This is a genomic window from Streptomyces sp. NPDC006335 (genome assembly GCF_040612795.1).
Lineage (GTDB): Bacteria > Actinomycetota > Actinomycetes > Streptomycetales > Streptomycetaceae > Streptomyces.
In genome coordinates this window covers 118,977-139,380 of sequence record NZ_JBEXQX010000007.1, presented here as the reverse complement: position 1 = coordinate 139,380, position 20,404 = coordinate 118,977, and the positions used below count along the sequence as shown (strand labels likewise).

19 protein-coding genes are annotated in these 20,404 nt (G+C 71.2%); 8 read left to right on the top strand and 11 right to left on the bottom strand.

Features of this window, described 5'->3' with window-relative positions:
* Positions 1–29: 29 nt before the first annotated feature.
* Positions 30–857 (bottom strand): hypothetical protein, encoded by an 828-nt coding sequence (locus tag ABZ098_RS21235; RefSeq protein ID WP_356593321.1) that lies wholly within the window; start codon positions 855–857, stop codon positions 30–32.
* A gap of 96 nt (positions 858–953) precedes the next feature.
* Between ABZ098_RS21235 and ABZ098_RS21230 the strand changes: the two genes are divergently transcribed.
* Positions 954–1,742 (top strand): SDR family oxidoreductase, encoded by a 789-nt coding sequence (locus tag ABZ098_RS21230; protein ID WP_356593319.1) that lies wholly within the window; start codon positions 954–956, stop codon positions 1,740–1,742.
* Between the two features lie 126 nt (positions 1,743–1,868).
* On the top strand, positions 1,869–3,434 hold the full coding sequence (locus ABZ098_RS21225) for a sodium:solute symporter family protein (RefSeq protein WP_356593317.1): 1,566 nt from the start codon (positions 1,869–1,871) through the stop codon (positions 3,432–3,434).
* A 411-nt stretch (positions 3,435–3,845) separates the two neighbouring features.
* Here ABZ098_RS21225 and ABZ098_RS21220 read toward each other — a convergent pair whose 3' ends face one another.
* Positions 3,846–4,964, bottom strand: coding sequence for an ADP-ribosylglycohydrolase family protein (locus ABZ098_RS21220; protein WP_356593316.1), 1,119 nt, complete (start codon positions 4,962–4,964; stop codon positions 3,846–3,848).
* Between the two features lie 124 nt (positions 4,965–5,088).
* On the bottom strand, positions 5,089–8,388 hold the full coding sequence (locus ABZ098_RS21215) for a tetratricopeptide repeat protein (protein WP_356593314.1): 3,300 nt from the start codon (positions 8,386–8,388) through the stop codon (positions 5,089–5,091).
* Between the two features lie 89 nt (positions 8,389–8,477).
* Between ABZ098_RS21215 and ABZ098_RS21210 the strand changes: the two genes are divergently transcribed.
* A complete protein-coding gene (locus tag ABZ098_RS21210) occupies positions 8,478–8,984 on the top strand; it encodes a DUF2165 domain-containing protein (protein ID WP_356593312.1) in 507 nt (168 codons plus the stop codon).
* Here ABZ098_RS21210 and ABZ098_RS21205 read toward each other — a convergent pair.
* From ABZ098_RS21205 to ABZ098_RS21195, 3 genes are all read right to left on the bottom strand, one after another.
* Entirely contained in the window at positions 8,977–9,537 is a 561-nt protein-coding gene (locus ABZ098_RS21205) for a hypothetical protein (RefSeq protein WP_356593310.1), read from the bottom strand. The genes ABZ098_RS21210 and ABZ098_RS21205 overlap by 8 nt on opposite strands.
* A gap of 80 nt (positions 9,538–9,617) precedes the next feature.
* Positions 9,618–12,203, bottom strand: a complete 2,586-nt coding sequence (locus ABZ098_RS21200; RefSeq protein WP_356593308.1) for a bifunctional FO biosynthesis protein CofGH — start codon at positions 12,201–12,203, stop codon at positions 9,618–9,620.
* A 151-nt stretch (positions 12,204–12,354) separates the two neighbouring features.
* A complete protein-coding gene (locus ABZ098_RS21195) occupies positions 12,355–13,176 on the bottom strand; it encodes an LLM class F420-dependent oxidoreductase (protein ID WP_356593306.1) in 822 nt (273 codons plus the stop codon).
* 292 nt (positions 13,177–13,468) lie between these two features.
* Here ABZ098_RS21195 and ABZ098_RS21190 point away from each other — a divergent pair, with 292 nt between their 5' ends.
* Positions 13,469–14,605, top strand: a complete 1,137-nt coding sequence (locus ABZ098_RS21190; protein WP_356593304.1) for an NAD(P)/FAD-dependent oxidoreductase — start codon at positions 13,469–13,471, stop codon at positions 14,603–14,605.
* A 10-nt stretch (positions 14,606–14,615) separates the two neighbouring features.
* Here ABZ098_RS21190 and ABZ098_RS21185 read toward each other — a convergent pair whose 3' ends face one another.
* Complete coding sequence (locus ABZ098_RS21185; protein WP_356593302.1) at positions 14,616–15,581, bottom strand: WYL domain-containing protein; 966 nt, start codon at positions 15,579–15,581, stop codon at positions 14,616–14,618.
* 97 nt (positions 15,582–15,678) lie between these two features.
* On the opposite strand from ABZ098_RS21185, the gene ABZ098_RS21180 reads away from it, so the two are divergent.
* Entirely contained in the window at positions 15,679–16,044 is a 366-nt protein-coding gene (locus ABZ098_RS21180; protein ID WP_356593300.1) for a VOC family protein, read from the top strand.
* A 38-nt stretch (positions 16,045–16,082) separates the two neighbouring features.
* On the opposite strand, the gene ABZ098_RS21175 is transcribed toward ABZ098_RS21180, so the two are convergent.
* Positions 16,083–16,511: an ATP-binding protein gene (locus ABZ098_RS21175; RefSeq protein ID WP_356593298.1), complete on the bottom strand. Its 429-nt coding sequence runs from the start codon at positions 16,509–16,511 to the stop codon at positions 16,083–16,085.
* 204 nt (positions 16,512–16,715) lie between these two features.
* On the opposite strand from ABZ098_RS21175, the gene ABZ098_RS21170 reads away from it, so the two are divergent.
* Positions 16,716–17,570, top strand: coding sequence for a helix-turn-helix transcriptional regulator (locus ABZ098_RS21170; protein WP_356593296.1), 855 nt, complete (start codon positions 16,716–16,718; stop codon positions 17,568–17,570).
* Between the two features lie 10 nt (positions 17,571–17,580).
* The gene (locus tag ABZ098_RS21165) at positions 17,581–17,745 is read left to right on the top strand and encodes a DUF397 domain-containing protein (protein WP_356593294.1); all 165 of its coding nucleotides are present in this window, start codon (positions 17,581–17,583) and stop codon (positions 17,743–17,745) included.
* 13 nt (positions 17,746–17,758) lie between these two features.
* Here ABZ098_RS21165 and ABZ098_RS21160 read toward each other — a convergent pair whose 3' ends face one another.
* Positions 17,759–18,115 carry a DoxX family protein gene (locus ABZ098_RS21160; protein ID WP_356593292.1) on the bottom strand — a complete coding sequence of 119 codons (357 nt, stop codon included), beginning with the start codon at positions 18,113–18,115 and terminating at the stop codon, positions 17,759–17,761.
* Positions 18,116–18,198: 83 nt separating this feature from the next.
* Positions 18,199–19,026 carry an endonuclease/exonuclease/phosphatase family protein gene (locus ABZ098_RS21155; protein WP_356593290.1) on the bottom strand — a complete coding sequence of 276 codons (828 nt, stop codon included), beginning with the start codon at positions 19,024–19,026 and terminating at the stop codon, positions 18,199–18,201.
* Positions 19,027–19,118: 92 nt separating this feature from the next.
* Here ABZ098_RS21155 and ABZ098_RS21150 point away from each other — a divergent pair, with 92 nt between their 5' ends.
* Positions 19,119–19,511, top strand: a complete 393-nt coding sequence (locus ABZ098_RS21150) for a nitroreductase/quinone reductase family protein (protein ID WP_356593288.1) — start codon at positions 19,119–19,121, stop codon at positions 19,509–19,511.
* A 42-nt stretch (positions 19,512–19,553) separates the two neighbouring features.
* Here the strand turns inward: ABZ098_RS21150 and ABZ098_RS21145 are convergent, their stop codons facing one another.
* On the bottom strand, positions 19,554–20,387 hold the full coding sequence (locus ABZ098_RS21145; protein WP_356593286.1) for an alpha/beta hydrolase: 834 nt from the start codon (positions 20,385–20,387) through the stop codon (positions 19,554–19,556).
* Positions 20,388–20,404: the final 17 nt, after the last annotated feature.

The following is a 20,404-nucleotide window of genomic DNA, read 5'->3' as shown; positions in this document are numbered from 1 at the left end:
CGCGCAGTTCCCCGCGCCCCTGAAAGCGGTCAGCGCAACTGGTCCACGAATTGGTCCGTGCCCGGAATCGTTGGAATGAAAGGCGCCAGTAGCTCGCGGCGGCCCATGCCCGGGTCTTCCAGGCCGGCGAAGCACTGCTCCCAGCACTCCCTCGGGTCCCTCTCCAGGAACCACAGCAGCGTGAGCCGGGTGTCCACGCCCTCCACCTGCTTCACGTACGTCATGCGGTCGCCGGGGAGGGGGGTCGGGCGGAAGACGGTCACCATGGCCGCCGGTGAGCCGGCCAGTCGCTTCGGGAGGTGGCGGGAGACCAGCCACTCCAGCAACTCCCCGCGCCGTTCCGGGGATTCCGCGTCGACCACCTCCAGCACCAGGCCCGCGTACGGGTGGTCCAGGGCGTGGAAGTCCCTGGGGCCCGCCGCTCCGTCGCGGTAGACCGTGGCCTCGTGGTCCTGGAAGGCGGTGAAGACGTGGGTGCGGTCGCGGTAGACGCGGGCGTCGCGGTTGAGGCGTTTGTTGATGGCGACCGTCCACCGCATGTGGTCGTCGTAGCGGCCCTCGGTGACCCAGTACACGGAGAGGTAGCAGCCTGTCGTCACCGGCTGGGCCACCGCCGACTTCTCCGGGACGCGCAGGAGTTGGAGGTCCCGGGTGGCCACCCAGCGGCGGCCCGCGAACATCCAGGGCATGGCCATCGCGCCGGCGTAGTAGTGATCGTCCTCGTACCAGCGGTTGTAGGCGTACTCGTGGCCGGGATGCGGTTCGACCATGGTGATCAGCGCGTGCCCCGGGCGGACTCCGTAGGGTCCCGTCGCGGCCAGTTCGGCGTACGTCTCGCTGCGGGTCTCTTCTGACATCGGACCTTCCCTCCTCCAGCGCCCGCCCATACTCTGACGCCCCGTCAGATAATGCGCCAGAGCCAGAGCCAGGCAGGAATCAGGGAGGCCGCCGGTATGTCACTTCTCTCCGGGAAGACCGTCGTCGTGTCGGGGGTCGGTGCCGGGCTCGGACACCAGGTCGCCGCGGCCGTCGTGCGGGACGGCGGCAACGCCGTGCTGGGTGCGCGGACCGAGGCGAACCTCGCGAAGAGCGCCGCCGAGATCGATCCGGACGGGGCGCACACCGCGTACCGGCCGACGGACATCACCGACGAGCAACAGTGCGCGAGGCTCGCGGAGTTGGCGTTGGAGCGGTTCGGGCGGCTGGACGCGGTGGTGCAGGTGGCCGCGTGGGACGGCTACTTCGGCGGTCTGGAGGACGCGGACTTCACGACCTGGCAGTCGGTCATCGACGTGAACCTGCTGGGGTCGCTGCGGATGACCCGGGCCTGTCTGCCGGGGTTGCGGGCGGCGGGCGGGGGCTCGGTGGTGTTCGTCGGGACGCAGTCGGCCGTGGCGGCCCCCTCACAGGTGCGGCAGGCCGCGTACGCCGCCTCGAAGGGGGCACTGACCAGCGCGATGTACTCGCTGGCGCGGGAGCTCGGCCCGGACCGGATCCGGGTCAACACCGTGCTGCCGGGCTGGATGTGGGGGCCGCCGGTGCAGGCGTACGTGCGGTTCACGGCGCACACCGAGAAGGTGTCGGAGGCGGACGTGCTGAAGCGGCTCACCGACCGGATGGCGCTGCCCGACCTCGCGACCGACGGGGACGTGGCGGACGCGACGGCGTTCCTGGCCTCGGACCGGGCGCGGGCGATCACCGGACAGTCGTTGCTGGTCAACGCCGGGGAGCTGATGCGGTGAGTTCATATAGGTGAACGGGGGCCATCACCTCGAATATCTTTACCTCCCTTTGACCCTACACCAGCTTGTCGTGTCCACGCGGTGGCACCCACGATGAGCGCCGGGCTGATCCCTGGGAGGGCGCATATGAACGGTCTCGACTGGGCCGTGCTCATCGGCTATTTCGGTGTGATGGTCGCGATCGGCGTCTGGTCGCACAAACGCGTGGACGACGTCAGCGACTTCTTCACCGCCGGCGGCAAGATGCCGTGGTGGCTGTCAGGCATCTCGCACCACATGTCGGGCTACAGCGCGGTGATGTTCACCGGGTACGCGGGCATCGCCTACACCTACGGCGTCACCTCGTTCATCACCTGGTCCTTCCCCATCGCCCTCGGCATCGCGATCGGCTCGAAGCTGTTCGCGCCGCGCATCAACCGGCTGCGCTCACGGCTCCATGTGGCTTCCCCGCTGGAGTACTTGAAGAACCGCTACGACCTGAAGACCCAGCAGGCGCTGGCCTGGTCCGGCATGCTGCTGAAGATCGTGGACGTGGGCGCCAAGTGGGCCGCCATCGCGACCCTGTTGTCGGTGTTCACCGGGATCTCCCTCAACCAGGGCATCCTGATCACCGGCGGCATCACCGCCGTCTACTGCACGATCGGCGGTCTGTGGGCCGACGCGCTCACGGAGCTGGGCCAGTTCGTCATCCAACTCCTCGCCGGTGTCGCGATGTTCGTCGCCGTAGTCCTCAAGCTCAACGACAAGGGCATCGGTTTCTTCGGCGCCTGGGACGAGCCGGAGCTCCAGGGCCACGGAGAGCCGCTGGTGGGCCCGTACGGGACGGTCTTCCTGCTGGCCTTCCTCTTCATCAAGCTCTTCGAGTACAACGGCGGCATGCTCAACCAGGCCCAGCGCTACATGGCCACGGCGAACGCGCACGAGGCCGAGCGCTCGGCACGGCTGTCGGCGATCCTGTGGCTGGTGTGGCCGGTCGTCCTGTTCTTCCCGATGTGGATGTCGCCGCTGCTGGTCGAGGCGCAGAAGCCGGACGGCTCCGACTCCTACGGCCTGATGACCGAACAGCTCCTGCCGCACGGCCTGTTGGGCCTCGTCATCGTCGGCTTCTTCTCGCACACCATGGCCATGTGCTCCTCCGACGCCAACGCCATCGCGGCCGTCTTCACCCGGGACTGCGCTCCGGTGGTGTGGCGCAGGGCGCGCAGCTGGAGCCAGGGTCAGGGGCTCAGGGTCGCCCGCATCACCACGGTCGTCTTCCTCGGCCTGTCGATGGCGGCGGCGACCCAGGTCAACTCCCCCACCTTCAAGGACATCATCACGGTGGTCATCAGGTGGGTCGCCGGTCTGATGGGCCCGATGGCCATCCCGATGATGCTCGGCCTGCTCCGCCCCTTCCGCCGCTCGGGCCCCACGGCCGCGCTCACCAGCTGGTCGATGGGTCTGCTCGCCTTCTGGCTGGTCAACTACCCGATCAGCTGGAACGTCGAGGGCGGGGTCCCGCTCCAGTACCAGGTCTCGATCCCGCTGGCGGTCTCCCTGGTCCTCTACATCCTCGTCGGCTTCATCAAGCCCGAGGACACCCCGGAGCGCCTCGCGATCATCGAGAAGATCAACACGGACGGGGACGGGTCGGCGGCCGCCGCGATCCCGACGCCGGTGGGGCCGGCGGACCGTACGCCGGTGAAGGACTGAGCGGGGCGGGGTGCGGCCTGCTCCAGGGGGCCGCCGCCCTGTAGGGGGGAGCCTCCAGGTTCGGGTGGGCCGCGGCCGGGCCCGAGTCGCAGCCCCCAGGTTCAAGTGGGCTGCGCCCCCACCCGGTCACGCGGACCGCGGGCGGGGCGCGTCCCGCGAGGCCGGGCGGGCGCCTTCGGGGCGCCCTGGCGGCTCGGACTCGGCGAGGACCGACCGCGTGGCCGGCCGGGGGCCCGTGTGGGCGGCCACGCGCGGCGGCCCGGCCGGGTGCGGCTCAGCACGGTGGACCGTATGGCGGCCCGGCTCGGGGAGTATTCGCCGCGCGGGGCCGCCGACCCACCCCACTCGCCTCAGTTCTGCTCGGCGCGACCTCGGCTCAAGCCGCCGGCCCGGCGCCCAGCCACGCGCGGCTCAGGCCCGCGGATACCGGGTCAGCCACCCCGGGGACGCGCCCGCGGGGCCGTGCAGGGCAGGGCCCTGGGTCATCTCCATCGCGAAGTCGTCGGCGAGTTCCAGCAGGGTGGGGCGGCCCTCCAGCTCGGCCAGCCAGGCCGGCGGGAGGGCCGTCTCGCCGTGCAGGGCGCCCAGCAGGCCGCCGGTGAGGGCGCCGGCCGCGGCGGAGGGGCCGTCGTGGTTCACAGCGAGGCACAGCCCGTGCCGTACGTCCTCCCCGACCAGCGCGCAGTACACGGCGGCGGACAGCAGTCCGTCAGCGGAACCGTCGGCGGCCAGCTCCTCCACCCGCGCCGGGGTGGGCATCCCCTGCCGTACGGCACCCAGCGCGTGCTGGAGCGCGTCCGACACGGGCTCGTGCCCGGGCCGCGCGGCCAGCAGCGCGAGCGCCCGCTGCACGGCCCCGTCCAGGCTGTCGCCGAGGGCCAGCGCGTGCACGATCACGGCGTACGCGCCCGCCGACAGATAGGCGACGGGATGCCCGTGGGTCTGCGCGGCACACTCCACGGCGAGCTGTACGACGAGCTGCGGTTCCCATCCGACGAGCAGCCCGAAGGGCGCGGAGCGGGCCGTGGCCTCGGGGCCGAGCTCGTTCGGGTTCTTGGGCGACTCCAGTGTCCCCATGGTGTCGTCGCCGAACCCGATGAGCAGGGACCGGGTCGGGTCGCGGCGGGCGTACAGCCACTCCTCCCGGGCCAGCCAGCCGTCGTCCTTGCGCCGCTCGTCGGGCCCCCAGTCCCGCTGGGTGGCGAACCAGCGCAGATACGCCCGGTGCAGGTCGGTGGGCGGATGCCAGGCGCCGGTGTCCCGGCGCACCTGGGCCCGTATGAGGCCGTCCACGGTGAAGAGGCTGAGCTGGGTGAGATGCGTGACGGCGCCGCGCCGGCCGTACCCGAGGGCGAGGTCCACCAGGCCCTCGGCGCCGTACGTCTCCCGGATCTCGTCCAGCCCGAGCCCGTCGACCGGCGCGCCCAGCGCGTCCCCGACAGCCACCCCGAGGAGCGTCCCGCGCACCCGGCTGCGGAAGTCCTGTTGCTCGGCTCGCCCCCAGACGACGGCCCCGGTTGTCGCACCCACCAAGACCTCCCGTGGCGACCGTCCGTATGTACGACGCTCAGCACTGTAATCGACGGGGGGTGCGGGGTTCAGGGGGCGGACGGGTATGCGAGGTGAGACCCGGTTGCCCCCGGAAGGCCGCTTATCAGCCGGATACCCGTATCGCGTCCCTCGCCTCGGTCACCGCTGCGAGGCACGTGGTGAGGTGGGGGGACGGGGCCGTCGCGGGGGCGGTGCGCAGTTCGGTGAGGATGGCGGCCAGGGTGGCCAGGTCGTCCCATTCCGGGGCGAGGGCGAGGAGTTCGGACAGGCCGCGGTCCGCCTGCGGGCCGTCGGACAGGGCGCAGCCCAGGAAGCAGTGGGCCTGGGCTCGCATCACGGGCTCCATGTCGGGGTCCTGCTCGACCAGTCGGGCGAGGTCGCGCCAGCGGGCTTCTGCGGCCTCCGGGCCTTCGGAGCAGTGGACCGTCATGGCCAGTTGGAACGCGCCGACCAGTGGCTCCCTCTCGCGCAGGCGCTCGGCGAGGGCGCGGGCCTGCGCCCATCGACCGTGGTGGCGGTGGAGTTCGACGCGTGTGTCGTCCAGCTCCGGGAGGGAGGTCGTCGCGAGCCGCTCCTCCGCCTCCTCCCAGCGCCCGCAGAGCACCAGCAGTTCGATCGCCTCTTCCCGCGCCCAGGTCATCTCAGGGTCCAGCGCCACGCAGCGGTCCAAGTCGGCCAGGGCCTGCTCGGTGCGGCCGACGGCCAGGCACACCCGGCCCCGTCGGCCGTAGGCCCAGGCGTACTCGGGGTCGGCGGCCACGGCACGGTCCAGGTGGCGCAGGGCCTCCTCGTAGGACTTGCGGGCGTGGTGGATCGCTCCAAGGCCGGCCAGGGCGATCTCGTGGTCCGGGTCCTGCTCCAGGAGCGCGCTCAGGACGGCCGTCGCCTCGTCGTGCCGCCCCGCGAGCCAGTACGCCCAGCCCAGCTCGGAGTGGATCCAGTGGGCGCCCGGCTCCGCCTCGGCGGCGCGCCGCAGGTCCTCGAACATGCCCTCCCGGTCGCCCAGTCGACGCCGTACCCGGGATCTCATCACCAGCGCCCACGCGTAGTCGGGGATCAGCGCGAGGGCCCGGTCGAACTCGGCCAACGCCTCTTCGTGGCGGCCGAGTTCGTGCAGGCTCTGGGCGCGGCTCGCGAGGGCCGACGCGTAGCCCGGCTCCAGGGACACCGCGCGCCCCAGCTCCGCCACCGCCTCCTCGTACCGTTCCGCGATCCGGTACGCGTCCCCGCGTTCCGACGCGACCCAGGCCAGGTCGGGTGCGAGCGCGGCCGCCCGGTCGAGGTCGGCGAACGCCTTGTCCAGGTCGCCCCGGGTGCGGTGCAGCCGGGCCCTGCGTACGAGTGCCCACAGGTGCTCCGGGTCGATGCTCAGCGCCCGGTTGAAGTCGGCGAGCGACTCGTCGAGGCGGCCCATGCCGTGCCGGCACACCGCCCGCCCGGTCAGGGCGACGTCGTCGGTGGGGTCGAGGGCGACGGCGCGGCCGAAGTCGGCGTCCGCCTCCTCGAAACGGCCCGCCAGACGGTACGTCTCGGCCCGCTCGGCGATGATCCACCCGGTGTGGGGGGCAAGTTCGACGGCCCGGTCGAGGGCGGCCAGCGCCGCCGGGTAGTCCTCCAGGAGCTGGTGGGTGAGTCCTCTGCCGTAGTGGGCCAGCGGCTGCCCGGGGTCGAGTTCGAGCGCGTGGGCGTACTCCTCCAGGGCCTGCCCGTACTCCTGCCGTCTGCGCAGTTCCCGAGCGCGCAGCACGTGCGCCTCCGCCCGGCCGGCCGGGTCGAGACCGGGACGGGCCAGGAGCAGGTCCGCCGCCCGGGCCTGCCCGTTCTCCTCGTCCGCGAGCGCGGTGCTCAACGACCGTCCCCACGTGCGCAGTACGGCGTTGTCCGCCGCCTCGCCCGCCTCCTCCAGCATCCGTGCCCAGCGGCGGGCGACGACCTCGTCCTGGCGGCAGGCCACGACGAGGCCGCGCAGCGCTTCGGCGAGGCTCGCCGGCGGGCGGGCGCAGAGCAGGTGGTACACCTCCTCCAGGCGCAGCTCCCACCACTCCTCGTCCTTCCACAACTCCTCGGGACGGCGGCCGAATTCGGCGTCCTCGCGCCACTCGGCGAACGCCTGCGCGAGTCTGCGGTGGCGGCTGGTCCACTCGGTCCGGGACCGGCGCCGTTCCAGCCGCAGCATCTGGGCGCGGACGACGTCGTGGTACTGGAGCCGCTCACCGTGCTGTGCGACGAACGGCAGCCCCGTCAACCAGGCGTACTGGTCGTCGAGTTCGTCCTCCGGGGAGGTGACGAGCACCCGGAAGACGTCCGCGTCCAGCCGTCTGGGGAGCGCGCAGGCCCGGGCGACCTTGCGGCGGGCCTCCGGTTCCGGCTTCAGGAACCGTTCCACCGCGGTCGCGCTCGGGTCGATCACGTCGTCGGGGCCGTCGGGGCGTCTGGCCGCGAGCGTCGACACGAGGACCGGGAGGCCCCCCGTCAGGCGCAGCACCTCCTCGACGACCGGTTCGGCCACGACGCCCCGCGCCGCGAGCAGGCGGCGCGCCTCGGCCTCGGTGAAGGGGGCGAGCGGCAGCTCCGCCACCGAGTCCAGGCCGCCCCAGCGGGCGGTGTCCAGGGGGCGCTGGCCCGCCGTGACCACCACGACGGCGGCGGGCAGCCGGCCGTGTTCGCGGGGCTTGGTGAGGACGTCGTACAGCCAGGGGTCGAGGAAGGGGCCGGTCCGCTCGTAGGTGTCGAAGAACAGGACGATCCAGGGGACGGCGGAGGCGGCGGTCCGCAGTTCGCCGAGCAGCACGGGGGTGAGGACCCGCTCGGGGGTGAGGACCAGGTCGACGTCGTCGAGGTTGCGGAAGCGGGCGCCGAGGCCGGCCCGCAGCCGGTCGGCCCCCTGGGCGAGCCGGTCGGCGGGGAGGGCCCGCGTGACCAGCCCGGCGCCCGGCAGGGCGGCTTCCAGCGCGCCCAGGCCGACGTCCACGGCCATCCTGCTTCCGGTCGACGCCGTCTCCGGCGCCGACTCGGGCGCGAGTGCGGCGAGGGTGGCCGCCTCCGCCTCGCGCCGGCGCTCCCGCCAGGTCGCCAGGCGCCGCTCCAGGTCCTTCAACCGGCGTCCCTGGTCGGCGAATTCGCGGCACAGCGTCTCCATCGCCTCGGGCACGCTGCCGACGCTGTCGTCGACGTGGGCGGTGAGCGCCCCGCGTTCCCGGGCGAGGTGGGCCAACTCCTGGACCAGGGAGGTCTTTCCGATGCCGGCGCTGCCGTGGACATGGAACCGGAAGCGGTGCCGGGGGTCCGAGGGCGGGATGTCGAAATTGCCGAGGAACACGGTCCGTTCGGCCTCACGGCCCACGAAGCCGGCTCGTGTGCGCCGCAGGATCAGTTCCTGCGCCGACGGCTCCGCCTGCGTCATGCGTCCGTCCCCTCGTCGCGGCCCGTCCGCCTCTCATTCTGACGCAACCGATCTGGATCACACCGCCCGGCGCAGGGAAGATGGCCCCCATGGCATCGACACCCCCACGCACCCCACGCAGCGCACTCCACCTCTCCGCCACCCTGCTGACCGCGAGCGTCGCGCTGTACATAGCGCTCGTCGCGTTCGGGAACATCACGGACTTCGGGACCAACCAGGCGTTCGTGCAGCATGTTCTCGCGATGGACACGACGTTCAAGGACGACGATCTGATGTGGAGAGCCGTCACCAGCAAGGGACTTCAGAACACGGCGTACGTCGCGATCATCGTCTGGGAGACGCTCGCGGCACTTGTGCTGATCTACGGCACGTGGTTGTGGGTGCGCCGGGACGACCAGGCCGCCCGGCGGTTCTCCACCTACGGTCTGCTCATGCTCATGCTGCTGTTCGGCGCCGGGTTCATCGCGATCGGCGGCGAGTGGTTCTCCATGTGGCAGTCGGACACCTGGAACGGGCTGGACGCGGCGCTGCGGGTGTTCGTGTTCAGCGGGGTCGTGCTGCTGGTGGTCAACCTGCCGGACCGCAGCGCTAGTTGACGACGACGACCTTCGTCCCCGTCTCGCCGAACGTCCACAGGGCCGAACCGTCCGCCGCCTTCATGCGGATGCCGCCGGTCTGTGCGCCGTTCGCGGGCGGGGGCGAGGAGCCGTCCACCGCGTTGGAGAAGGCGACGTTCACGCCGTCGACGGCGGTGAAGTACACGATGTGCTCGATCCGCACGCCGTCGGACCCGGTCGTCGGGTCTCCCCGGCGCAGGGAGACGGAGTAGGTGCCGGGGGCGGGGTCGACCGTCCCCGGCCAGACGGCGAAGGTCCGCCGGGCCGCCTCGCTCGCGTCGATGAGCCAGACCCGCTTGTCGCCGAGCGAGTAGACGATCCGGCGGCCGGTGCCGGAGTCGTCCGGGACCGCGGTCGCGGACGGCTCGGGCCGCGCGGACGCGCTCGGGGACGCCGACGCGCTGGGCCGGCCGGTGAGGGCCACGCTCGGTTTCGTTCCCTTGTCGGCCTGTACGGCCAGGGCGACGACGGCGGCGATCGCCCCCACGGTCAGACCCGTCACCCAGACCTTCGGGGCTGGCACGGCACGCATCTCCTCGGCTCAGGATCCCCGTCGAACGGGGGTCGGATCATCGTACCGGCCCCCGTCTCGACGCCTGTCCCGACCGACGCTCAGTCCAGCACCGGCAGCAGCTCCGGCAGGTGCCCGTCGGAGACCCGCGCCGCCTTCTGCCGTTCCTCGGGCACGTCCCCGTACAGGGTCGTGCGCGGACGTGCGGGCCGGCCCGCCGCCTCCGCCACCGCGATCAGGTCCTTCACCGACTTGTAGGAGCCGTACGACGATCCCGCCATCCGCGAGATGGTCTCCTCCATCAGCGTGCCGCCCAGGTCGTTCGCGCCGGAGCGGAGCATCTCCGCCGCGCCCTCGGTGCCCAGCTTGACCCAGCTGGTCTGGATGTTGGGGATGTACGGGTGCAGCAGCAGCCTCGCCATCGCGGTGACCGCCCTGTTGTCCCGCATGGAGGGGCCGGGGCGGGCGATGCCGGCCAGGTAGACCGGGGCGTTGGTGTGGATGAAGGGGAGCGTCACGAACTCCGTGAATCCGCCCGTGCGTTGCTGGATGCCGGCCAGGGTGCGCAGGTGGCCGAGCCAGTGCCGTGGCTGGTCGACATGGCCGTACATCATCGTCGAGGAGGACCGGATGCCGACCTCGTGCGCGGTCTCGATGACCTCGATCCAGGTCGCCGTGGGCAGTTTGCCCTTGGTCAGCACCCAGCGGACCTCGTCGTCGAGGATCTCGGCCGCGGTGCCGGGTATGGAGTCGAGGCCGGCCTCCTTGGCCGCGGTCAGCCACTCGCGGATGGACATGCCGGTGCGGGTCGCGCCGTTGACGACCTCCATCGGCGAGAAGGCGTGCACATGCATGCCGGGGACGCGCTCCTTGACCGCCTTCGCGATGTCGAAGTACGCCGTCCCGGGCAGGTCCGGATGGATGCCGCCCTGCATGCAGACCTCCACCGCGCCCACCTCCCAGGCCTGTTGGGCGCGGTCGGCGACCTGGTCGAGGGAGAGCGTGTAGGCGTCGGCGTCGGTGCGCCGCTGGGCGAAGGCGCAGAAACGGCAGCCGGTGTAGCAGACGTTGGTGAAGTTGATGTTCCGCGTGACGATGTAGGTGACGTCGTCGCCGACCACCGACTTGCGGACGTCGTCGGCGATCCGGGTCAGCGCGTCCAGGGCCGGTCCGTCGGCGTGCAGCAGCGCGAGGGCCTCGTCGTCGGTCAGCCTGGTCGGGTCGTCGGCGGCTGTACGCAGCGCGTCCCGTACGTCCGTGTCGATGCGCTCGGGCACCATCCCGGGGGCGGCCGCCTCGCGCAGGGCGCCCCAGTCGCCGTAGACCTCGTCGAAGTCGTCGCGGCGGTCGGACGTACGGCCCTCGGTGTCGATCGTGGCGTGCAGGTCCGTGCGGCCGGAGGGGACGAAGACCTCCTCGGGCTCCTGCCACGGCAGCCCCTGCGGAAGGGCGTCGGGGCGGGCGAGCCCGGTGTCCGGGTCGGCGAGGGCCGCCACGTGCGGGCGCAGCCTCGGGTCCAGCCAGGGCTCGCCCCGCTGGACGAACTCGGGGTACACGCAGAGACGTTCCCGCAGTTCGAAACCGGCGGCGCGCGAGCGCTCGGTGAGCTCCTCGATCTGCGGCCAGGGGCGCTCGGGGTTGACGTGGTCGATGGTGAGCGGGCTGACCCCGCCCCAGTCGTCGATGCCCGCCCCGATCAGCCGCTCGTACTCGCTGTCGACGAGGTTCGGCGGGGCCTGGATGTTGGCCGCCGGCCCCATGATGAGGCGGGCCACCGCCACCGCGGCGACCAGTTCGTCCAGCTCCGCGTCCGGCATGCCGCGCATCGCGGTGTCCGGCTTGGCGCGGAAGTTCTGGATGATCAGTTCCTGGACGCTGTGGTACGCCCGTGCGGTGCGCCGGAGCGCGAAGAGGGACTCGGCGCGCTCCTCGTAGGTCTCCCCGATCCCGATGAGGATGCCGGAGGTGAAGGGCACGGAGGAACGGCCCGCGTCCTCCAGGACCCGCAGCCGTACGGCGGGTTCCTTGTCCGGGGAGCCGTGGTGCGGCCCGCCGGGCTCGGACCACAACCTCGTGGCCGTCGTCTCCAGCATCATGCCCATGCTCGGCGCGACCGGCTTCAGCCGCTGGAAGTCGGTCCAGGAGAGCACGCCCGGGTTGAGGTGCGGGAGGAGTCCCGTCTCCTCCAGGATGCGGATGGAGATGGCCCGGACGTAGGCGATGGTGTCGTCGTAGCCGTGCGCGTCCAGCCACTCCCTGGCCTCCGGCCAGCGGTCCTCGGGCTTGTCGCCGAGGGTGATGAGGGCTTCCTTGCAGCCCAGCGCGGCGCCCTTGCGGGCCACGTCCAGGACCTCGTCGGGGGACATGAACATGCCGTGCCCGGCCCGGCGGAGCTTGCCGGGCACGGTCACGAAGGTGCAGTAGTGGCACTTGTCCCGGCACAGCCGGGTCAGCGGGATGAAGACGCTCTTCGAGTACGTGATGACGCCGGGGCGGCCCGCCTGTTCGAGGCCCGCGTCCCTGACGCGGGCGGCGGAGGCGGTGAGGTCGTCCAGGGCCGCGCCGCGCGCCTGGAGCAGCACCGCGGCCTCGGAGACGTCGAGGGCGACGCCGTCCCGGGCACGTTTGAGAGCACGACGCATGGAGTTCTCGGTGGGGCCGGTTCCGGAGGTCGCGGAAGTCGTCATCCTTCGAGCATACGGAGGGGCTCCGCCGGTTCAGGGGGGACGGGGGTGGTCCGGCCCTGGTCCTGGGGCTGCGGGGCGAGGCCGGGTGCGGGCTCGTCGTGGCTGGTCGCGCAGTTGCCCGCGCCCCTCGGTCGGCCGCACAGCCCTGGGGCTACACGTACGCGACGTACTCGTCGAGCACCTTCAGCACCTCGCCCTCCCCCGCCGGAGGCAGTTGGAGCACGACCTCCTCGATGCCGAGCTCCGCGTAGTGGGCGAGCTTGCCCGGGGTGGGCAGGACGGCGTACGGGACGACCTGGAGGGCGCCCGGGTCGCGGCCCGCGTCCGCCCAGGCGGCACGCAGGACGGGCAGCGACTCCGACAGCCCCCGTCCGCCGATGGGCAGCCAGCCGTCGGCGTACTCGCAGATGTGGGAGAACAGCTTGGGCCCTGCGGCGCCACCGACGAGGGTCCGCTTCCGTACGGGCTTGGGGTAGGCATGGCTTGCCCGTACGCTCCCGAACTCCCCTTCGTAGGCGGTCGGTTCGTCCGCCCACAGGGCCCGCATGAGCGCCATTCGGTCCCGTACGAGCTCGCGCCGGGTACGCCACGCGACGCCGTGGTCGGCGGCCTCCTCGACGTTCCACCCGAACCCGAGCCCGAGCGTGAACCGGCCCCCGGAGAGGTGGTCGAGGGTGGCGATCTGCTTGGCGAGGTCGATCGGGTCGTGCTGGGCGACGAGCGTGATGCCGGTGCCGAGACCGAGCCGCTCGGTGACGGCGGCGGCCTGGCCGAGCGCGACGAAGGGGTCGAGGGTACGGCCGTACTCGCGGGGCAGTTCGCCGCCCGCCGGGTACGGGGTGACCCGCTCGACCGGGATGTGGGTGTGCTCGGGCAGATACAGCCCGGCGAAGCCCCGCGCCTCCAGCTCACGGGCGAGCCGGGTCGGGGTGATGGTCTCGTCGGTGAGGAAGATCGTCACGGAAATGCGCATGCTGCATCTGTACCGGGTCGGGGCGGGGATGTCCATACCGACTGGTCGGGATCTGTGGGGCTTCGCGAATGCGCGGAGCGGGTGTGCCGGTCGGGCCCGTACTGCCGTGTCGGCCGTGCTGGCGGCCGGGCCCGTACTGCCGTGTCGGCCGTGTTGTCGGGGTGGTGTCGGTCGGCTGTCGGGGGGTGTGGGCCCGGTGTCGGTGGTCTGTCGACGGGACCCCGGAACCTTTCTGGAGACGGCCGGTGACCGACCCGCCGCCGCACACCCCACCCCCTTCCGAGGAGTCCCCATGCCCACCACACACGTCACGATCATCGGAGCCGGACTCGGCGGTCTCACGCTCGCCCGCGTCCTGCACGTCCACGGCATCCCGGCCACCGTCTACGAGGCGGAGTCCTCACCGACGGCGCGTGCGCAGGGCGGGATGCTCGACATCCACGACTACAACGGGCAGTTGGCCCTCCAGGCGGCCGGCCTGATGGACGAGTTCCGCGGCCTCGTCCTGGAGGGCCGCGAGGCGACGCGGTTGGTCGACCGGGACGGAACCCTCCTGTTCGACCACCCCGACGACGGCACCGGCGGCCGCCCCGAGGTGCAGCGCGGCGAACTGCGGCAGCTCCTGCTCGACTCGCTCCCGGCCGGGACGGTCCGCTGGGGTCACAAGGTGAGCGGCACCCGTGCGCTCGGCGGGGGCGGCCACGAGGTGACGTTCGCCGACGGCACGAGCGTCGTCACCGATCTGCTGGTCGGCGCGGACGGTGCGTGGTCCCGGGTACGGCCGCTGCTCTCCGACGCGACGCCCGAGTACACGGGGATGTCCTGTGTCGAGGTCTACCTGCACGACGCCGACACCCGGCACCCGGCCAGCGCGAAAGTGGTCGGAGGCGGGGCGCTGTTCGTACTGGCCCCCGGCAAGGGTTTCGTGACGCACCGGGAGCGGGGCGGCACCCTGCACACGTACGTGATGCTGGCCCGGCCGCAGGACTGGTTCGCGGACATCGACTTCACCGACCCCGCGGCGGCCACCGCACGGATCCTGCGGGAGTTCGACGGCTGGGCACCGGAACTCACCGCGCTGATCGCCGACGCCGACACCGCTCCGGTACTGCGTCCCCTCGCCGCCCTGCCGGCCGACCACCGGTGGGAGCGGGTGCCCGGAGTGACCCTGCTCGGCGACGCCGCCCATGTCGCCGCCCCGAACGGTGAGGGCGCCAACCTCGCCATGCTCGACGGCGCGGAGCTCGCCCAGGCCCTCGCGGCCCACCCCGACGACATCGAGACCGCGCTCACCGAGTACGAGCGCGCCCTGTTCCCCCGCAGCGCCGAAACGGCCGCGGAGGGCATGGAGGTCTACGCCCTCCTGTTCGGCCCCACCGCGCCCCACGGGGTGGTCAGCATGTTCAGGGGGGAGAGGCAGGGCGACTAGTTGTTGCCGGTCAGGGCGTTGGTGAGGGCGCGTAGTGGTGGGCAAGGTCGGTGGCGAGGGCGCGGAGGTGAGCCCGGGCTTCGGTGGGGCCGTGCACGGTGATGGTGCTCCCGAACGGCAGTAGAGCTCGTACGTCCTCCAGATGCGGGAAGCGGATCGTCACCCGGTGCCCGGTGGCGGATTCCTCGTGGTCGTCCCGGACGAGTCGTTGGCCGAAGATCCGTCGTGCTCGCTCGATCTGGGTCTGGTCGACGGTGGCGCTGACCTCTATCGCATGGTTGCCTTCCCACTGATCGACGAGTGCCGCGGCGACGGTGGCCAGGGTCCGGTTGTCACGGATCCGTCGTGGCTGGTCGACTTCGTTCCACGTCGTGATCCGTTCGAGCCGGTACATCCGCGGCACTTGGTCACAGTCGGCGACGAGATACCAGACGCCGGCCTTGGCGAACAGCCCGTAGGGATCCACGACCAGGTCGCGTGGGCATGGCTCGCGCGGGCTGTCGTACTCGATCCGCAGCCGGCGACCTCGCCGCACTGAGCCGATCAGCGAAGCCGGAGTCGTGCCGGAAGCTCGTGTCCGGAGCCAGGGGCGACTGTCCACGTGCACTACGTCGGCGAGCGGCAGGACCTCACGACTTCGACGTGACTGTGTGGCGACGACCTTGGAAAGGGCGCGCCGGCTTTCGGCGGATGCGTCGAGCTCCGCACGTTGCTTCTCATCCAGCCCGGTGAGCGAGAGGTGATCACACTCGCCAGGTGTGAGGCGCGCGAGGTCGAGCCCGGACCCGGGCAGCATGGTCACGCCTCCGAGGCGGCCACGCTGTGCGGTCACCGGCAGACCGGCATCGCGGAGCCAGTTCAGGTCCCGGGTGATGGTTCGAAGGGAAACCCCGAGCGCCGAGGCAAGTTCCTGTGTGGTCACCGCATCCCTCGATTCGAGGAGCAGCATCAAGGAGAAGAAGCGGTCTGGCGTCACACCCCGAGTTTTTCAGGAATTGCGACACGATACGGCGCATATTCCAATCAGGCTGGCGGATGCGTACCTGCCCCTGCCACCTGCGAGAAGGACAACCATGACCGCATCCGTCGTGTCCATCGTCTATGTGAACGACGCTCCCGCCGCAGCCCGTTTCTACGGCGACCTCCTCGACATGAGCCCCTCGTTCGAGACCCCGGGATACATCACCTTCGACCTCGGGCCAGGCGCTGACCTCGGCCTGTGGTCCGGCCAGTTCGAGGAACTGTCACCGGACGTCCCGCGTACCGGTGAGGTGTGCCTGGCCGTCGACGGTGGGCCGGACGAGGTCGACGGGATCTTCAAGCAGTGGCAGTCCAAGGGCGTCACGATCCTGCGCGAGCCTCATGACGCGGGGTTCGGGCTGACCTTCCTCGCGGCCGATCCTGACGGGAACCGTATCCGCGTAGCACCACGGGGCTGAAGGACCACAACGCGGCAGGCGCACACGACGCGAGCTCATCACCCCGGCACCCCGCACTCCGCCCACAGCAGCTTTCCGCCCTTCGACGCGCCCAGTTCGCGCAGTACCGACACTCCCGTCGCGTCCGCGCACGCACGGACCAGGTGCAGGCCACGGCCGTTCTCGGCCTCCGGTGCGGCGGGCGGCTTGTCGGAGGTGAAGCCTGGTGGGACCCGGGGGTCCGTGTCCCAGACGGCGACCCGGACCCGTCCGGGGGCCGGGGAGAGGAGGCGGAAGGCGTACGGCCTCTGCGTGTGGCAGTGCGCGTTCGCCAGCAGTTCCGCCGCGAGCAGCTCCGCGGTGGGGGTGAGGTCGGCCAGTTCGTGTGCGGCCAGGATCAGCCTCAGGGCGCCCCTCGCGATCCCCGGTGCGCGTGGATCGTGCGGGAGATGCAGGGTGTAGTTCCAGGACGGGGATACGGTGGCCATCGGAAGTCTCCGGTCACTGAGGGGAGTTGGACAGATGCCTGGTGTCTCCGCCGTGGCGTCCCACGGTGCGCTTCCAGGTGGGATGGCGCCTGCACATGACGATAGAGGGTTCGCAAAGGTCCTTTGCGGCACTTCGAAGGATCTCGGCACCTTCTCCCTCGTGTGGGTGACAAACCCGCTGGACGCCCAGTAGGAGGAGTTCCCATGACGCCCCGGCCCGCGCCTACGGCCCGACGCGTCCGACTCGCGACGGAGCTGCGAAAACTCCGCGAGCGGGCCGGCCTGACCTCCACCGAGGCCGCACAGCTCCTCGGCACGAGTTCGGGTCAACTCAGCAATGTCGAGTCCGCCCGGTTCGGCGTGAGCCCGGAGCGCGTGCGGGCGATGGCCGCTCTGTACTCCTGCACGAACCAGCCCTATGTCGACGCCCTCGCCGACATGGCGGCCGAGAAGTCCCGCGGCTGGTGGTGGGACGCGTATCGCGAGGTACTGCCCTCGGGACTCCTGTCACTGGCGGAGTTGGAGCACCACGCCACAGCCGTCCGTACCGCCTTCACGGCTCACATCCCCGGGATGCTCCAGACCGCCGAGCACGCCCGGGAGATCTTCAGCCAGGCGATCCCGGCGCCCACGCCACCGGAGGTGGAGCACCGTGTCTCGCACCGCATCAAACGGCAGGACTTCGTGTTCCGGACGGACCCGAATCCGTACAGCACGGTGATCCATGAGGCCGCTCTGCACATGCGGGTCGGCGGGCGGCGGGTGGCGCGCGATCAGCTTCGGCATCTGATCGACATGAGCCTGCGAGAGCACATCACCCTGCGCGTACTCCCCTTCGACGTCGGGGCGTTCCCCGGGTCGGGACAGTCGATCAACTACCTCTGCGGCCCGGTACCCCCGCTGGACACTGTGCAGTTGGACCAGTTCCACGGTCCGGTGCTTCTCGATGCCGAGGCCCACCTGGAGAAGTACCGGCGCCTCCTGGACGTCGTGGAGGCCATCGCCCTCAGTCCCGCGAAGTCCCGCGATCTGATCCACTCCATCGACCAGAGCCTGTGAAGGAGCCGATATGACCACCCACGTCTGGCGTAAGTCGTCCTACTGCCAAGAGGGCGAAGCCTGTGTCCACATATCCACCGACCCCGACGCAGTCCACCTCACCGACTCCGACGCCGCGGAGACCGTCGTCACCGTCGGCCACGACGCCTTCGCTGCCCTGCTGAAGTCGCTCTGACCTCTCCGTCCGGTCACCACGGGCCGTGGTCGAGCAGGCCCAGGACCAGGATGGCCACCGCGGTGGCGAGGAACACGATCCCGCCCACGATGTCGCGGGAGCCGACCCGCAGGTGGGCGATGATCGCGCCGATGAAGTACAGCACGAGGCCGGTGGCGGCGAGGGTTCCCAGGAGCGGTACGGCGAGGCCGGCCAGCAGCCCCAGGGTGCCCGCCGCCAGCAGCGTGCCCAGTACCGGAACCCACTTGCGGGGTATGCCCTTCATGTCCGCCTGGGCCTTGGGGTATTCATGGCCGATCAGGTAGGTGACCGCCGCGGCGCCGTTGAAGACCGCGCCGAGGATGGTGACCGTGACGTACGTGGCGAACACGAAGGTCCCCGTTCTGTGGATGTGATGCCGCTTTTCAGGACGACGTGCGGGTGACCCGATGTGTGACATGCGCCCAGCGGTCGTCAGGCCCGCGTCGACGCCAGGTCCGCCACCACCGCCGCGTGGTCCGAGGGCCAGACCCCGTCCATCGGGCCGTCGCCCGCGCGGCGGACGTTCAGGACGTGGCCCAGTCCCGCAGGTCCCGGCGGGCCCACGTGGATGTAGTCGATGCGGACCGGTGGGTCGACGCGGACGTAGGGGTTGGCGGGGTCCCAGGTGGCGGAGGGGGCCGTCGGGTCCGCGTACTCCCAGGCGTCCAGGAAGAGTTGGTCCGGGGCGGCCGGGGCCGTCTTGTAGCCGCCGAAGAGGCGGACCTCGTCGGAGTCGGGCCAGGCGTTGAAGTCGCCGGTGATCACCGGGGGGAAGTCGGTGCCGGAGCGGTGGGCGGCCACGAACTCCGCGAGCGCCGTGACCTGTTGGCGGCGGACCGCCGAGGCGGTGGGGGCCGAGGTGAGGTGGGTGGTGAAGAAGGGGATGTCGTACGACGGTCCCGCGAGCCGGGTGTGGAAGGCGAGGCGGCCGTCGTCCAGCTCCTCGGGGGCGGGCAGTCGCAGGACCGCCCGGTCGATCACCGGCCAGCGGCTCAGGACCGCGTTGCCGACTTCCACCCCCGGGTCGCCGATCCGCCGCTGCCAGCGCTCCGAAGCGGGTGACGCGGCCCATGCCCAGTGCAGCCCGAGCTCCCCGGCGAGCCACTCCGCGAGGTTCTCACCAGCGGAGCCGCCCGCCGACCACACCTCCTGGAGGCCGACGACATCGGGCCGCAGCTCCCGCAGCACCGCGAGGATCGCCTTCTGGCGTTCCTCCCACGGCCCGAAGCGCCACCACAGGTTCCACGTCACCACGCGCATCGCCGACACCCTTCGTCCACCCGGCCGCACCCTGAGATCATCGGGGCCGCCGGTCAGGTTACGGAAGACGAGCGACAGGAGTCCCACCGCCCATGTCCCGCCACGCCGAACGCAAGTACCGTGCCGCCAGGGCCGTTCAGCGCCTTCTCAACCCCGTCATGCGCCGACTGCCCCTGCAGACCGTCCTGGAGACCACCGGCCGCACCTCGGGCCTGCCCCGCCGGACCCCGGTGGGCGGCAAGCGGGTCGGTGATTCCTTCTGGCTGGTCTCGGAGTTCGGCGAGCGGTCGCAGTACGTCCGCAACATCAAGGCCGATCCGCGCGTGCGGGTGCGCGTCCGCGGGCGGTGGCACACCGGGACCGCCCATCTCATGCCGGAGGACGACATCGCCGTACGGCTGCGCTCACTGCCCCTGATGAACAGCGCGGCCGTACGGGCCATAGGGGCCGGGCAGTTGACCGTGCGGGTGGATCTGGACGGGTGACGTGGAAGGGCGTGTGCCCGCTCCCGGTGGGAAGGCCGTCGGTCACTTGGCCAGGAAGGCCAGGAGTGCCTCGGTGACCTCCCTGGCGTGGGTCCACAGCAGGCCGTGGGGCGCGCCGTCGATGACGACGTAGTCGGCCTGCGGGAGCGCCCGGTGGAAGAGGGCGCCGGTGGCCTCGATGGGCAGGATCCGGTCGGCGGTGCCGTGCAGGATCAGCGCCGGGACGTCGATCTTGGGCAGGTCGGCACGGAAATCGGTGGACCAGGTCGCCACGCAGGCCAGGGAGGCGTACGCGGAGGCTCCTGCGGCGACGTTCCAGCTGTTGCGGACGGCTTCCTCGCTGATGCGGGTGCCGAGGTTCTCGTCGAGGTTGTAGAAGTCCTCGTAGAACGCGGTGAAGTAGGCGTAGCGGTCGGCGGTGACGGCCTCTTCGATGTCCTTGAAGACGGCGCCGTCGACACCGCCGGGGTTGTCGTCGGTCTTGAGGAGGAAGGGTTCGAGGGAGGCGAGGAAGGCGGCCTTGGCTATTCGGGCTGAGCCGTAGGTGGCGAGGTAGCGGCCGACCTCGCCGGTTCCCATGGAGAAGCCGACCAGGACGACGTCGTCGAGGTCGAGGGTTTCGAGGAGCGTGTTCAGGTCGGCGGCGAAGGTGTCGTAGTCGTAGCCGGTGGTGGGCTGCGAGGAGCGGCCGAATCCGCGCCGGTCGTACGTGATCACGCGATAGCCGGCCGACAGCAGGGCGGCGGACTGCTTCTCCCAGGAGTGGCCGTCGAGGGGGTAGCCGTGGATCAGCACGACCGGCTGCCCGGTGCCGTGGTCCTCGTAGTACAGCTCGACGCTGGTCGAGTTCTCCTGGCCGACGGTGATGAACGCCATGGTGGTACTGCCCTTCG

What these genes read in the sequence shown, in the direction of transcription:
- ABZ098_RS21235 (WP_356593321.1), bottom strand. Translation starts at nt 857, where the DNA reads ATGTCAGAAGAGACCCGCAGCGAGACGTACGCCGAACTGGCCGCGACG.
- ABZ098_RS21230 (WP_356593319.1), top strand. Translation starts at nt 954, where the DNA reads ATGTCACTTCTCTCCGGGAAGACCGTCGTCGTGTCGGGGGTCGGTGCC.
- ABZ098_RS21225 (WP_356593317.1), top strand. Translation starts at nt 1,869, where the DNA reads ATGAACGGTCTCGACTGGGCCGTGCTCATCGGCTATTTCGGTGTGATG.
- ABZ098_RS21215 (WP_356593314.1), bottom strand. Translation starts at nt 8,388, where the DNA reads ATGACGCAGGCGGAGCCGTCGGCGCAGGAACTGATCCTGCGGCGCACA.
- ABZ098_RS21210 (WP_356593312.1), top strand. Translation starts at nt 8,478, where the DNA reads ATGGCATCGACACCCCCACGCACCCCACGCAGCGCACTCCACCTCTCC.
- ABZ098_RS21205 (WP_356593310.1), bottom strand. Translation starts at nt 9,537, where the DNA reads ATGCGTGCCGTGCCAGCCCCGAAGGTCTGGGTGACGGGTCTGACCGTG.
- ABZ098_RS21200 (WP_356593308.1), bottom strand. Translation starts at nt 12,203, where the DNA reads ATGACGACTTCCGCGACCTCCGGAACCGGCCCCACCGAGAACTCCATG.
- ABZ098_RS21195 (WP_356593306.1), bottom strand. Translation starts at nt 13,176, where the DNA reads ATGCGCATTTCCGTGACGATCTTCCTCACCGACGAGACCATCACCCCG.
- ABZ098_RS21190 (WP_356593304.1), top strand. Translation starts at nt 13,469, where the DNA reads ATGCCCACCACACACGTCACGATCATCGGAGCCGGACTCGGCGGTCTC.
- ABZ098_RS21180 (WP_356593300.1), top strand. Translation starts at nt 15,679, where the DNA reads ATGACCGCATCCGTCGTGTCCATCGTCTATGTGAACGACGCTCCCGCC.
- ABZ098_RS21175 (WP_356593298.1), bottom strand. Translation starts at nt 16,511, where the DNA reads ATGGCCACCGTATCCCCGTCCTGGAACTACACCCTGCATCTCCCGCAC.
- ABZ098_RS21170 (WP_356593296.1), top strand. Translation starts at nt 16,716, where the DNA reads ATGACGCCCCGGCCCGCGCCTACGGCCCGACGCGTCCGACTCGCGACG.
- ABZ098_RS21165 (WP_356593294.1), top strand. Translation starts at nt 17,581, where the DNA reads ATGACCACCCACGTCTGGCGTAAGTCGTCCTACTGCCAAGAGGGCGAA.
- ABZ098_RS21155 (WP_356593290.1), bottom strand. Translation starts at nt 19,026, where the DNA reads ATGCGCGTGGTGACGTGGAACCTGTGGTGGCGCTTCGGGCCGTGGGAG.
- ABZ098_RS21150 (WP_356593288.1), top strand. Translation starts at nt 19,119, where the DNA reads ATGTCCCGCCACGCCGAACGCAAGTACCGTGCCGCCAGGGCCGTTCAG.
- ABZ098_RS21145 (WP_356593286.1), bottom strand. Translation starts at nt 20,387, where the DNA reads ATGGCGTTCATCACCGTCGGCCAGGAGAACTCGACCAGCGTCGAGCTG.